The 13,025-nt window shown below is 66.2% G+C and carries 13 protein-coding genes; 6 read left to right on the forward strand and 7 right to left on the reverse strand.

The window, feature by feature from the left end:
- Nucleotides 1–54 precede the first annotated feature (54 nt).
- The 4 genes from pgsA (at nucleotide 55) to V7S63_RS09530 (ending at nucleotide 2,485) form a co-directional block, all read left to right on the forward strand.
- A complete protein-coding gene (gene pgsA, locus V7S63_RS09515; RefSeq protein ID WP_199777558.1) occupies nucleotides 55–666 on the forward strand; it encodes a CDP-diacylglycerol--glycerol-3-phosphate 3-phosphatidyltransferase in 612 nt (203 codons plus the stop codon).
- A 26-nt stretch (nucleotides 667–692) separates the two neighbouring features.
- On the forward strand, nucleotides 693–944 hold the full coding sequence (gene moaD, locus V7S63_RS09520) for a molybdopterin converting factor subunit 1 (RefSeq protein ID WP_091842978.1): 252 nt from the start codon (nucleotides 693–695) through the stop codon (nucleotides 942–944).
- Between the two features lie 16 nt (nucleotides 945–960).
- Complete coding sequence (locus V7S63_RS09525) at nucleotides 961–1,425, forward strand: molybdenum cofactor biosynthesis protein MoaE (RefSeq protein ID WP_336530034.1); 465 nt, start codon at nucleotides 961–963, stop codon at nucleotides 1,423–1,425.
- Nucleotides 1,426–1,489: 64 nt separating this feature from the next.
- On the forward strand, nucleotides 1,490–2,485 hold the full coding sequence (locus V7S63_RS09530; RefSeq protein ID WP_336530245.1) for a DUF1176 domain-containing protein: 996 nt from the start codon (nucleotides 1,490–1,492) through the stop codon (nucleotides 2,483–2,485).
- Nucleotides 2,486–2,995: 510 nt separating this feature from the next.
- Here V7S63_RS09530 and V7S63_RS09535 read toward each other — a convergent pair.
- From V7S63_RS09535 to V7S63_RS09545, 3 genes are all read right to left on the reverse strand, one after another.
- A complete protein-coding gene (locus tag V7S63_RS09535; RefSeq protein WP_091842916.1) occupies nucleotides 2,996–3,886 on the reverse strand; it encodes a LysR family transcriptional regulator in 891 nt (296 codons plus the stop codon).
- Nucleotides 3,887–4,028: 142 nt separating this feature from the next.
- Complete coding sequence (gene trxB, locus V7S63_RS09540; protein ID WP_336530035.1) at nucleotides 4,029–4,994, reverse strand: thioredoxin-disulfide reductase; 966 nt, start codon at nucleotides 4,992–4,994, stop codon at nucleotides 4,029–4,031.
- Between the two features lie 52 nt (nucleotides 4,995–5,046).
- Entirely contained in the window at nucleotides 5,047–6,015 is a 969-nt protein-coding gene (locus V7S63_RS09545; protein WP_336530036.1) for a mitochondrial fission ELM1 family protein, read from the reverse strand.
- 105 nt (nucleotides 6,016–6,120) lie between these two features.
- Here V7S63_RS09545 and V7S63_RS09550 point away from each other — a divergent pair, with 105 nt between their 5' ends.
- Nucleotides 6,121–6,582 (forward strand): Lrp/AsnC family transcriptional regulator, encoded by a 462-nt coding sequence (locus V7S63_RS09550; RefSeq protein ID WP_091842906.1) that lies wholly within the window; start codon nucleotides 6,121–6,123, stop codon nucleotides 6,580–6,582.
- A gap of 9 nt (nucleotides 6,583–6,591) precedes the next feature.
- Here V7S63_RS09550 and V7S63_RS09555 read toward each other — a convergent pair whose 3' ends face one another.
- The 4 genes from V7S63_RS09555 to carB all read right to left on the reverse strand — a co-directional run bounded on the left by V7S63_RS09555 (nucleotide 6,592) and on the right by carB (nucleotide 11,650).
- Nucleotides 6,592–7,065 carry a hypothetical protein gene (locus V7S63_RS09555; protein WP_336530037.1) on the reverse strand — a complete coding sequence of 158 codons (474 nt, stop codon included), beginning with the start codon at nucleotides 7,063–7,065 and terminating at the stop codon, nucleotides 6,592–6,594.
- A gap of 4 nt (nucleotides 7,066–7,069) precedes the next feature.
- Nucleotides 7,070–7,558: a hypothetical protein gene (locus V7S63_RS09560; RefSeq protein WP_336530038.1), complete on the reverse strand. Its 489-nt coding sequence runs from the start codon at nucleotides 7,556–7,558 to the stop codon at nucleotides 7,070–7,072.
- A 183-nt stretch (nucleotides 7,559–7,741) separates the two neighbouring features.
- A complete protein-coding gene (greA, locus tag V7S63_RS09565) occupies nucleotides 7,742–8,215 on the reverse strand; it encodes a transcription elongation factor GreA (RefSeq protein WP_091842894.1) in 474 nt (157 codons plus the stop codon).
- Nucleotides 8,216–8,317: 102 nt separating this feature from the next.
- Nucleotides 8,318–11,650, reverse strand: a complete 3,333-nt coding sequence (gene carB / locus V7S63_RS09570) for a carbamoyl-phosphate synthase large subunit (protein WP_336530246.1) — start codon at nucleotides 11,648–11,650, stop codon at nucleotides 8,318–8,320.
- 295 nt (nucleotides 11,651–11,945) lie between these two features.
- Here carB and V7S63_RS09575 point away from each other — a divergent pair, with 295 nt between their 5' ends.
- On the forward strand, nucleotides 11,946–13,007 hold the full coding sequence (locus V7S63_RS09575; protein WP_336530039.1) for a class I SAM-dependent methyltransferase: 1,062 nt from the start codon (nucleotides 11,946–11,948) through the stop codon (nucleotides 13,005–13,007).
- The last annotated feature ends 18 nt before the right edge of the window (nucleotides 13,008–13,025 follow it).

Below are 13,025 nucleotides of genomic sequence, written 5' to 3' on the forward strand. Positions count from 1 at the left end.
GGTCACACTCTTGCGTGTTGACGCTGTCATGAAGGGGCTGCTTTGGTGAGCGTCGTGACGAGTCTCAACGAAGCCATCCGCCGCCGGGGACCATGGTCCCTGCCGAACCTTCTCACCTACGGCCGGATCGTCGCGATTCCGGCGCTGGTTGCGCTGCTGTTCTGGCCCTGGGACGACTGGGCCCGCTGGACCGCGCTGGGAATCTATGTCGTCGCCGCCGTCACCGACTATCTCGACGGCTGGCTCGCCCGAAGCTGGGGCCAGCAATCGGCGATCGGGCGCATGCTCGATCCGATCGCCGACAAGCTTCTGGTCTGCGCCCTGCTGCTGATGCTGGTCCACACCGAGACGATCAAGGGCTGGGCGATCTGGGCGGCGATCGTCATCCTTTGCCGTGAAATCCTGGTTTCGGGCCTGCGCGAGTTCCTGGCCGAGCTGAAGGTCAGCGTTCCCGTCAGCAAGGTCGCCAAATACAAGACGACGGCGCAGTTGTTCGCGCTCGGCTTTCTCGTCGCCGGCCCGGCCGGGGACAAGGTCCTGCCGTACAACACCCAGATCGGGATCGTGATGCTGTGGGTCGCGGCGCTGCTGACGATCTATACCGGCTGGGACTACCTGAATTCCGGCATCCGCCATCTCGTCGAGGAGGACGAGCGCGCGTCATGACCATGGCAACCACCGAACCCGCCAGCCTGAAGCTGGTCTATTTCGCCTGGGTGCGCGAGCGCGTCGGGCTCACCGATGAAACCGTGACGCCGCCCGCCGGCACGGCGACCATCGCCGACCTGGTGCGCTGGCTGAAAAGCCGCGGCGAGGGCTATGAGCTCGCCTTCGAGAACGAATCGATCGTGCGTGCAGCGATCGACCAGACTCACGCCAAGCCGGCCACGACCATCGCCGGCGCACGCGAGATCGCCTTCTTCCCGCCGATGACCGGCGGCTGACCTTGCAGGGCCGGACATGACGCCGCTCGTCCGCATCCAGAGCGAGGATTTCGACATCGGCGCCGAGATGGCGGCGCTGACATCAGGCAGTACGAATATCGGCGCTGTCGTCAGCTTCGCCGGCCTCTGCCGCGACGAGAGCGGCCGGCTCGCGGCGCTCGAGCTGGAACACTATCCGGGGATGGCCGAGGCCGAGATCGCCCGAGTCGCCGCCGAGGCGGCCGAACGCTGGCCGCTCTCGGGTCTCGTCGCCATCCATCGCTATGGGCTGATCAGGCCGGGCGAGCAGATCGTGCTGGTCATCGCGGCCTCCAGCCATCGCCGCGAGGCTTTCGAAGCCGCCGATTTCCTGATGGACTACCTCAAGACCCGCGCCCCGTTCTGGAAGCGCGAGCATCTCGCCGACGGCACGCTCGGCGGCTGGGTCGAAGCCAAGGCGGATGACGACGATGCGGCACAGCGCTGGGAACAGGGTTCCTGATCGGGTGAGGGCGCTCGCTTCAGGGAGTGCGCTCGCTATGCTGCCGGCGCTGGCCTTGGCGGCTGTGCCTCAGCCGAAGGGCTTCCGCGACTGGATGGCCGGCTGCGACAATCTCAAGAGCTGCACGGCGCTGTCCGTCCCCTCCGACGGCACCGACACGATCGCCTATCTGCGTCTGGAGCGCCCGGCTGGGCCGGAAGGGGCTGCCAAATTGGTCCTGCGGCTGCGCGGCGAATGGCAGAAGCCGCCGCTCACCGTCGAGCTCAAGCTCGATGGCGCGGCCTTCCCGGCCGGCGGCAAATCCATGCCGGTCGCGGCCGATGCCGACTTGGCGACAGTGACCTTCCAGCCGGCCGAGATGACGGCGTTCATCGATGCGGCGCGCAAGGCGACGAAACTGTCGGTCGTCATTCCTGGCGCTACGGCCGAGGTTTCACTCTCCGGCGCCGTCGCGGCGCTGCTCTGGATCGACGAGCAGCAGGGCAGGCTCAACACGCCGACGGCCCTGATCCGGAAGGGCAGCGTCGGAACTGCTCCGGCCGCTCCGGCGATGCCGGTGATCACGGCCAGGCCCGCCAGCGGTGCGCTCTCGGAGAAGGATGCCAAGGCGCTCGCGGCGGCCTTGCGCAGGCAGATCAAGCAGCGCGATCCCGACCAGTGCGAAGATGGCGAGATGACCACGAAGCAGGACATGGCCTGGCGGCTCGATGCCAGGCGCAGCCTGGTCTCGCTGACCTGCTCGCTCGGCGCCTACAATGCCTCCAACGCCTTCTGGATCGTCGAGAACGGTGCCGTGGCGAGCGCCCGGCCCGTCGAGTTCCCCTGGACCGACGACAGCGAGAAGAACACGCTGGTCAATGGCGCGTTCGAGCCGAAGACCGGCCGCATCGAGTATTTCGCCAAGGGGCGCGGCATCGGCGATTGCGGCGCCCTGGGCGGCTATGCCTGGACCGGCACCGGCTTCGCCCTGACCGGGTTCAGCATGATGGGAGAATGCCGCGGCATCGGCTCGGACGACTGGATCACGCTGTTTCGCAGCGAGGTCAGGACCGCGAAATAGGCGCTCGGGCCTATTCCTTCGCCCTCGTCATTCCGGCGCTCCGCTTCGCTGCGACCGAGATGACGGAGCTCTTTTTTGAACAGGTAGCGCATAGGGGCTCGGCGCTGCAGGCCGCCCCGAATGACGGCGCGGTTCATCCCCATGGGACGGCGCGTGGACTAGTCTGAAAAGATAGCGCCGAAGAAGGCAAGAAAAAAGGCCGGCGTCCCGAAGGAGCCGGCCTGAAAGTTTGAAACATCCAGCGCAAAAGCGCCAAACATCTCAGAGGGGAACGGCTGGAACGAACTCAACGCCGGGAGGAGATGCGGAGCCCGTTCCGAACAACCGTGAGTGAAATATCGGGCACTCCCTGCCTTTTCGCAATGCAGCATTGGGCGGGTCGGTTATGCGCTGGCGACATGACTCATTGCTATAATTCGTCACAATTCCCAAGAGACCGCGCGTGGTACGCATGCGGAGCCGGCATACGGCAGGGCGCTGCCGCGATTTGCGGCAGCGCCCGCCTGTTTTTCAATAGGTCCAGCGCTGGGCCTTCTGGATCAGGAAATCGCGGAAGACCTGCACGCGGGCGACCGATTTCATCTCCTCGGGATAGACCAGATAGCTTTCGAGCTGCGGCATCTCGGTCTCGCGCATCAACTGCACGAGCGGGGAGCCGGCCTCGATCAGGTAGTCGGGCAGGATCGCGATGCCGGCACCCGAATCGACCGCACGCTTCATCGCCGTGATGTTGTTGACGGTGAGATGGATCGGACGCGGATTGCGCTGGTCGCGGCCAAGCGTGCCGAGCCAGTGCACTGCCGTCAGATAGGACGGCGAGGAGGCGCCGAAGGAGAGCAGCCGGTGGTTGTCGAGCTCCTCATAGGTCTTCGGCTCGCCGAAGCGCTTGATATAGGCCGGCGAGCCGTAGACGTGGAAGTGCACGGTGAAGAGCCGGCGCTGAATCAGATCGGGCTGCTGCGGCTGGCGCAGGCGAATCGCGATGTCGGCCTCGCGCATCGAGAGGTCGAGCTCCTCGTCGGTGAGGATCAGCTCGACCTTGATGTCGGGATAGAGGTCGAGGAACTCGGCCAAACGTGGTGTCAGCCAATGCCCACCGAGGCCGCGCGTCGCGGTGACCTTGAGCTCGCCCGAGGGATGCTCGCGCGTCTCCGAGAGCTGGGCGCGTGTCCGCTCCAGGCGTTGCGTCATCTCGCGCGCGGCGCGCCAGAGCAGTTCGCCCTGCTCGGTGAGAATGAGGCCGCGCGTATGCCGATGGAACAAAGGCGCGCGTAATTCGCGCTCCAGCGCACCGATCTGGCGGCTCACAGCCGATTGGCTGAGGCCGAGCCCGTCTCCGGCCTTGGTGAAGCTTCCCGATTCAGCAACCGTGTAGAAGATTCGGATGCGGTCCCAATCCACCGCGTTCCCCCCGTGTTATGCGTTCAACGCATGATGGGGGGATAGCAGTGTCCGGTCAACGACTCCTTTGCCGGGACCGTTGATTTTCGCCCTTAATATCGTGCTGGAACTGATCAATTCCAGTGATGGGTTCTGCTTCCCGCTATTCCGCCGCTTCGCGCACGCCCAACTCCTGGGCCATCAGCCAGCGCTCGGCGTCGAGAGCCGCCATGCAGCCGAGGCCGGCCGCGGTCACGGCCTGTCGGTAATGCTCGTCGGTGACGTCGCCGGCGGCGAAGACACCGGGCACATTGGTCTGGGTCGTGCCCGGCGTGACCTCGAGATAGCCGGAATCACGCATGGCGAGCTGGCCGACGAAGAGCTCCGTCGCCGGCTTGTGGCCGATGGCGACGAAGACGCCGTCGGTCGGCAGGTCCTGCACCGCGCCACTCTTCAGGTTGCGCAGGCGCACATGGGTCACGGAGGGCGGCTGCGTCCCACCGAGGATTTCCGCGACCTCCGAATCCCAGATCACCTCGATCTTCGGATGCTTGAAAAGGCGCTCCTGCATCACCTTCTCGGCGCGCAGCGAATCGCGCCGGTGCACAAGCGTGACCTTGGACGCGAGATTGGCGAGATAGAGCGCTTCCTCGACTGCGGTGTTGCCGCCGCCGATCACCACGACCTGCTTGTTGCGGAAGAAAAAGCCGTCGCAGGTGGCGCAGGCCGAGACGCCGAAGCCCTGGAAGGCCTGTTCCGAGGGCAGGCCGAGCCATTTGGCCTGGGCGCCGGTCGAGATGATCAGCGAATCGCAGGAATAGGTATCGCCGCCATCGCCCCAGAGCCGGAACGGGCGCTGCGAGAGGTCGACGCGGGCGATGTGGTCGGAGACCATCTTCGTGCCCATGTGCTGAGCCTGGGCCTGCATCTGCTCCATCAGCCACGGGCCTTGGATCACGTCGGCGAAGCCTGGATAGTTCTCGACATCGGTGGTGATCATCAGCTGGCCGCCCGCCTGCAGGCCGGAAATCAGCACCGGCTCCAGCATGGCGCGGGCGGCATAGATCGCGGCGGTGTAGCCGGCAGGGCCGGAGCCGATGATCATCACCTTGGCGTGGATATGAGCCATGTCTTTGCTTCCTGAGCCGGAACGAGCCGGTGATATCGGTATCGGGGCGGCCTTACGCCAGCCCCATCGCTGCCTTGTGACGCCGCCAGCCGTCGAGCACCGCTGCGGCGATCGTTCCGGTCGAATCTAGCGGTTCGTAGCGGGAGCCATCAAGCTTGCCCTGGAAGTGATGCACAGCGCCGTAGCGCTTCAGTGCCTCCAGGAACCTGGCGAGCTTGCCATGCCCGCCATGCGGCTCGAAGACGAGGATCGGCACGCCGGTCGCAGCCGCCTCGCCGATCATGTTGGTGGAATCGGCGGTGACGACGATGGCGTCGGCATTGGCGAGCAGCGGCACATAGGGGTTGGCGCCCGAGCCGTCCCACCACCAGCCGCCATGACGACGGAAGACCTCGCCGATCGCGACGTCGAGCGCCGGCGACGTCCGGCGCGAGCGCGAGCCCATCAGCGCAACGCCCGATCTGGCGAGCGCATCGAGCTCGCGGGCGAAGCGTTCGATATCCTCCGGCCGGAAGCTATGGTGGCGGCTGTCGCCGCCGACCAGCACCGCGGCGCGTGGCGAGCGTAGCGCGGCGATCGCCGGCGGCGGGGCAGCCCGAGCGGCGGCAAGGGCATCCGGCGCCAGCCGATGCGGCGAAGTGATCGTCACCAGGACGTTGTCGCCACGCAGGCGGTCATGCTCGGAAACCCAGATCAGGTCGGCGGCACTCGTCCCGATGCGGGGATCCTTGAGGAAGACGGTGAAGCTCGCTCCGTTCGAGGCCTTCCTGACGGCGCGCAGATAGGCGACAGCGCGGCGGCCCGAGGCGATTGCAATGTCGGGGAAGGGGGGCCGGATCGGGCTGCCTGGCCGGTCGGGCGCTTCGCGTGGATCGATCGGCCCGCGCGGCATCAGCCAGCTCCAGGGCTTGCCGGGATTGATGCGGCGGATTTCCGGGACGACGCCCATGCGTTCGGCGACGCCGAGGCACTGCACCTCGTCGCCGGCCTTGCCGTCGGTCAAAACCCAGAGGGATGGCATCTTTTCTGTCGGCACGGCGGTTTGGCCCGGGATTGGCGTGGGTCGATGCCTTGTAACGCTTCGATGGCCCGTCTACACCTGCGCGGCTCTTTTTCAGGAGGATTTGTGCGCGCCAAACTCGACGAGATCGATCTCCGCATCCTTACGGAGCTGCAGAGTGACGGGCGCATGACCAATGTCGAGCTCGCGAGCCGGGTTGGCATATCGCCGCCGCCTTGCCTCAGGCGCGTTCGCGCGCTCGAAGAAGCCGGCGTGATCACCGGCTATCGCGCGTTGCTCGACGAGCGCAAGCTCGGCATCGAGGTCGTCTGCTTCGCCTTCGTCCATCTCGCCAGCCAGGCCGAAGCCGATCTCGCCATCTTCCAGGAGCGCATCCGCAGCTGGTCGCTGGTGCGCGAATGCTGGACGCTGTCGGGTGACATCGATTTCATCCTGAAATGCGTCGCGACCGACCTCAAGGCCTTCCAGGACTTCGTCGCCGACCTGACGGCATTGCCGAATGTCCGCAATGTCCGCACGGCGCTGGCGCTAGACCGGGTCAAGGACGCGCCGATCGCGCCGCTTTAGCGCGGTCGCTCAACGCCCGAGCGCCCGTCTGATCCATTGCGCGTTGTTTGCGACCAGGGCGTCGATCCGCCGCTGGTTGATATCCGGCAGATACCAGGCGCCGCTGAAGCTCGGCGCCATGATGGACATCACGGGATAGCGGGCAAGCTCGCGGCCGTCGGTGCCGACCAGCACCGCTTCGCTTTCGAGCGTGTCGTTGCCGAGGGTGGCGGACTGCCCGCCGGCATAGCTCGTCAGGTAAAGCCCGGTGACGGTGACGTGCAGGGTCGCGCTGTGCCTTGCTGCGCTGCGCAGGCTGGCGAGCTCGCTCTCCAGCATCGGCCTGATTGCGGCCGCGGTGGCGCTCTGTCCCTTTGCCGCAAGTGGCCCGGTATCGACACGGATCGCGCCGATCGCGACGGGGGAGGCGGTCTGCACGGCCGTCTGGCAGCCAGCCAGCAGGGCTGCGGCAAGACCAGTCAGGATGGTGCGGCGTGCGAGCATAGCCTCAGGCGCCGAGATATCGGCGAATCCATTGGGCGTTGTTTTCGAGCAGCGCGGCGATGCGGCGCTGGTCAACATCGGGGCGATACCAGGCGCCGCCGGAGCTGGATGGCAGCATCGAACGGATTTCGCGGCTGACGAGCGGGCGGCCGCGATCGGCGACCTCGATGATGCTCACCATGTTGTCGTCGCTGCCGCCGCCGCCGTCGCCGGGCATGCCGCCGCCGACACCCGCGCCGAGCCAGAGCCCGCGCACGGTCACGTGCAAGGTCGGGCCACCACGGCGACGCAACGGCAGAAGTTCGCTGGCGAGCCGGCTTTCGAAGGCTCGGCCGATCCGCGGGGCGTTCTCGCCCCAGCCGAGCGGGCCGAGGCTGCGGGCATCGACCTTGATCGCGCCGATCGAGACGGGCTGAGCGGAAGCCGAAAACGAAACGAGCCCGCTAGCGGCGAGAGTGGCGGACCCGGTGAGAAATGCGCGACGCGTGGTCATAGCGTGGTCTCCGGCAGGCAGTTCCCTAATCTAGGAGCTGCCGCCGGGCTGGCCAAGTCACAAGCGCCGCTTAGAGCCGGTTCCGATCAACTTGCACCGCAAGTCGATCGGTAACACGGTCTCCAATTCAAAGTGAGAGACGGATTCACCGACCCGATTGAGTCGATCTGATCGGATCCGGCTCTAGCGGAAGGCGACGCTGACGACCTCATAGGACTTGCCGCCGCCCGGCGTGTTGACATGGACGGAATCGCCGACCTTCTTGCCGATCAAAGCGCGCGCGATCGGCGAGCCGATCGAGACCTTGCCGGACTTCACGTCCGATTCCGGCTCGCCGACGATCTGATAGAGCTTCTTCTCTTCGGTATCGTCATCGATCAGCGTGACGGTGGCGCCGAACTTGATCGTGTCGCCGCCGAGCTTGCTGATATCGATGATATCGGCGCGGCCGATCAGCGATTCCAGCTCCATGATCCGGCCCTCGTTGAGCGACTGGGCCTCCTTGGCAGCATGGTATTCGGCATTCTCCGACAGGTCGCCCAGCGCGCGCGCCTCGGCGATCGCCTGGATGATGCGCGGGCGCTCGACCTGCTGGCGCTGCTTCAACTCGACTTCGAGGGCGGCGAAACCGCCGGCCGTCATGGGAACCTTGTCCATCGTTCCGTCCCAGTTATGAAAAGCGATGACGACCGCGCCAGCTTTTGCCAACGCGCCCGCACCGCTCCCGATCGTCGAAAAACTACTTCGCCGCGCGGCCGGTCAGGCGGCGCGGGCGAAATAGGATTGCAGCGACCTCACTTCGAGATCGCCGCTGCAATAGGCCTTGATGCCCTCCGCCGCGGCGATCGCTCCGGCCAAGGTGGTATAATAGGGCACCTTGTGCAAGAGGGCCGCGCGGCGCAGCGAGCGCGAGTCCGCCAGCGCCTGTGGACCGTCGGTGGTGTTGAAGACGAGCTGGATCTCGCCGTTCTTGATCGCGTCGACGACGTGCGGGCGGCCTTCCAGCACCTTGTTGATCTTGCTGGCGCGGATGCCGTTCTCCTGGAGCAGGCGCAGCGTGCCGCCGGTCGCGACGATCTGGAAGCCGAGCTCGGCCAGGACTGCGATCGAGGGCAGGATGCGCGGCTTGTCCTCGTCACGGACCGAGACGAAGACCGTGCCCTTGACTGGGACCTTCGAGCCGGCGCCTAGCTGGCTCTTGGCGAAGGCGACGTCGAAGGAGCGGTCGAGGCCGATGACCTCGCCGGTCGAGCGCATCTCCGGTCCGAGCAGGACGTCGACGCCAGGGAAGCGGGCGAAGGGGAACACCGCCTCCTTCACGCCGACATGCTCGAGCTTCTCCTGCTTCAGGCCGAAGCTCGCGAGCTTCTCGCCGGCCATCAGCCGCGCCGCGATCTTGGCGATCGGCTGGCCGATCACCTTGGCGACGAAGGGCACGGTGCGCGAGGCCCGCGGATTGACCTCGAGCACATAGATCTCGCCGTCCTTGATGGCGTACTGCACGTTCATCAGGCCGCCGACGTCGAGGGCGAGCGCCATCGCCTTGCTCTGGCGCTCGAGTTCGGCGATCAGCTCCGGTGACAGCGAGCGCGGCGGCAGCGAACAGGCCGAATCGCCGGAATGGATGCCGGCCTCCTCGATATGCTCCATGATGCCGGCGATGAAGGCGTCCTTGCCGTCGCAGAGGCAGTCGACGTCGACCTCGATCGCATCCGAGAGATAGCGGTCGAACAGCAGCGGGTTCTTGCCGAGAACGGTGTTGATCTGGCCGGTCTTGTCGTTCGGGTACTTCGCCTTGACCTCGGAGGGAATCAGCGAGGGCAGGGTGCCGAGCAGGTAATCCTCGAACATCACCTCATCGCGGATGATTGCCATGGCGCGGCCGCCGAGCACATAGGACGGGCGCACCACGAAGGGCAGGCCGAGCTCGGCTGCGATCAGGCGCGACTGCTCGACCGAGTAGGCGATGCCGTTCTTGGGCTGCTTGAGATGCAGCTTGTCGAGCAGGCGCTTGAAGCGGTCGCGGTCCTCGGCGAGGTCGATCGCGTCGGGGGTGGTGCCCAGGATCGGGATGCCGGCCTGCTCCAGCGCATGGGCGAGCTTCAGCGGGGTCTGGCCGCCAAACTGAACGATGACGCCGTGCAGCGTGCCGGCCTGCTTCTCGGTTTCGAGGATCTCGAGCACGTCCTCGGCCGTCAGCGGCTCGAAATAGAGCCGGTCCGAGGTGTCGTAGTCGGTCGAGACCGTCTCGGGATTGCAGTTGACCATGATGGTCTCGTAGCCGGCGTCGCGCAGCGCGTAGCAGGCATGGCAGCAGCAATAGTCGAACTCGATGCCCTGGCCGATGCGGTTCGGCCCACCGCCGAGGATGACGACCTTCCTGGCGTCCGACGGCTTGGCCTCGTCGGCCGGCGCGCCGGCGAAAGGCATGGCGTAGGTCGAGTACATATAGGCGGTCGGCGAGGCGAACTCGGCGGCGCAGGTGTCGATGCGCTTGAACACCGGGCGCACCTTGAGCGAGCGGCGCAGGGCCTTGACCTCGGCCTCGCTCTTGCCGGCGACGGCCGCGAGGCGCTTGTCGGAGAAACCCATCGCCTTGAGCTGACGGAAGGCGATCGGCGTCTGCGGCAGGCCGCATTTACGGACCTTCTCCTCGGCGTCGACGATGCCGCGCATCTGCTCCAGGAACCAGGGGTCGATCTTGCAGCTCTCATGGATCTGCTCGTCGGTGAAGCCGGCGCGCATCGCCTGGGCGACCTGCAGGATGCGGTCCGGCGTCGGCGTCGAGAGCGCTGCCTTGATCGCGTTCCTGTCGTCGCCCTGGCCGATACCCTCGATCTCGATCTCGTCGAGGCCGTCGAGGCCGGTCTCCAGCGAGCGCAGCGCCTTCTGCAGCGACTCCTGGAAGGTCCGGCCGATCGCCATGGCTTCGCCGACCGACTTCATCGCGGTGGTCAGGGTCGGTTCGGCGCCCGGGAACTTCTCGAAGGCGAAGCGCGGGATCTTGGTGACGACATAGTCGATCGTCGGCTCGAACGAGGCCGGTGTCGCACCGCCCGTGATGTCGTTCTCGATCTCGTCGAGCGTGTAGCCGACGGCAAGCCGTGCCGCGACCTTCGCGATCGGGAAGCCGGTGGCCTTGGATGCCAGGGCGGACGACCTCGACACGCGCGGGTTCATCTCGATGACGATCATCCGGCCCGTCTCGGGATCGACGGCAAACTGAACATTGCTGCCGCCGGTCTCGACGCCGATCTCGCGCAGCACCGCCAGCGAGGCGTCGCGCATGATCTGGTATTCCTTGTCGGTCAGCGTCAGCGCCGGGGCGACGGTGATCGAATCGCCGGTGTGGACGCCCATCGGATCGATGTTCTCGATCGAGCAGACGATGATGCAGTTGTCCGCCTTGTCGCGGACGACCTCCATCTCGTACTCCTTCCAGCCGAGCACACTCTCCTCGATCAGCACCTCGCTGGTCGGCGAGGCGTCCATGCCGCGCTCGACGATGTCGATGAACTCGCCCTTGTTGTAGGCGATGCCGCCGCCCGTGCCGCCCATGGTGAAGGACGGCCGGATGATCGCCGGCAGGCCGATATCTTCCAGCGCGTCGAGTGCGGCGCCAAGCGTCTTGACGTGGTGCGAGCGCGGCGTCGAGAGGCCGATCTTGGTCATCGCCTCGCGGAAGCGCTCGCGGTCCTCGGCCTTGTCGATGGCATCGGCGGTGGCGCCGATCATCTCGACGTCGAACTTCTCCAGCACACCCAACTTCTGCAGCGAGAGCGCGCAGTTGAGCGCGGTCTGGCCGCCCATGGTGGGCAGCAGGGCGAAGCCGCCGGGCAGGACGTTGCGCTCCTTCTCGATGATCTTGGCGACGATCTCCGGCGTGATCGGCTCGACATAGGTCGCATCGGCCAGCTCCGGATCGGTCATGATCGTCGCCGGGTTCGAGTTGACCAGGACGATGCGGTAGCCCTCGGCCTTCAGCGTCTTGCAGGCCTGGGTGCCCGAATAGTCGAACTCGCAGGCCTGGCCGATGATGATGGGGCCCGCGCCGATGATCAGGATCGTCTTGATGTCTGTGCGCTTGGGCATGGTCTCGACCGGTTCCGTGCGGGCGCGCATGACCCGTCCGATCGAAAGGAGCGGGGGCCAGCGAGCGCCAGAAGATGAATGCTAGGCGCTCGCTATAGACGGGGGAGGCGGCGGGGGGAAGCGGAAAGCGCTGCTTCCTGTCATGCGCACACAGGTCATGCGCGCAGAGGTGGCGCGTTTCTCCCTTTGCGCAGTTGAGTGGTGACCGGCGGGGTATAGCATCGGCTTTCGCGATGGCGTCGAGCCGGTTCGCGTCAGGCCCGGCCACGCCCTCCCCAACCAGAGGAGCTTGGCCATGCGTGAATCCGACCCGCAAAAGCTGGATGCCTTGGTGGGACGTCTCGTCGGGGACGTCGGAGCCTGCGTCACCGGCTCGCTCATCGTCCTCGGCGATCAGCTCGGACTCTACAAGGCGATGGCCGACGGAAAGGCGGTGACGGCGGCGGAACTCGCCAGCCGGACCGGGCTCAAGGAACGCTATGTCCGCGAATGGCTCTCGGCCCAGGCGGCGGCCGAGTACATCGACTATGACGAGGGCAGCGACAGCTTCAGCCTGTCGCCGGAGCAGGCCATGGCCTTTGCCGAGGAGAGCAGCCCGGCCTTCTTCGCCGGGGCCTTCGAGGTGGTGCAGTCGATGTGGGTCGACGAGCCCAAGGTCGAAGAGGCTTTCCGGACCGGCGCCGGACTGGGCTGGCACGAGCACAGCAACTGCCTGTTCCGCGGCACCGAGCGCTTCTTCCGGCCGGGCTACAACACCAATCTGGTCAGCAGCTGGATTCCGGCGCTGGACGGCGTCAAGGCCAAGCTCGAGGCGGGCGCCGTCGTCGCCGATGTCGGCTGCGGCCATGGTGCCTCGACCATCCTGATGGCGCAGGCCTATCCGAAATCGCGCTTTTACGCCTTCGACTATCACGGTCCCTCGATCGAGACGGGCAGGGAGGCGGCTGACAAGGCCGGCGTCGGCGACCGCATCGTTTTCGAGCGGGCCAGCGCCAAGGACTTCCCGGCAGCGAGCTACGACCTCGTCGCGATGTTCGACTGCCTGCACGATATGGGCGATCCGGTCGGGGCCGGCCGCCATGTCAGGGAGACGCTGGCGCAGGGCGGCACCTGGATGATCGTCGAGCCCTTTGCCCACGACAATCTCAAGCAGAACCTCAATCCCGTGGGCCGGATCTTCTACGGGGCCTCGACGATGATCTGCACGCCGGCTTCGCTCTCGCAGGAGGTCGGGCTCGGGCTCGGCGCGCAGGCCGGCGAGATGCGTTTGCGCAAGGTCGCGCTCGACGCCGGCTTCACCCGGTTCCGCCGCGCCACCGAGACGCCGTTCAACATGGTGTTCGAGGTCAGGGCCTGAGACCGGCTACGACGGATG

It is taken from the genome of Allobosea sp. CCNWLY174 (genome assembly GCF_037120455.1).
In the GTDB taxonomy this organism is placed as follows: domain Bacteria; phylum Pseudomonadota; class Alphaproteobacteria; order Rhizobiales; family Beijerinckiaceae; genus Allobosea; species Allobosea lupini.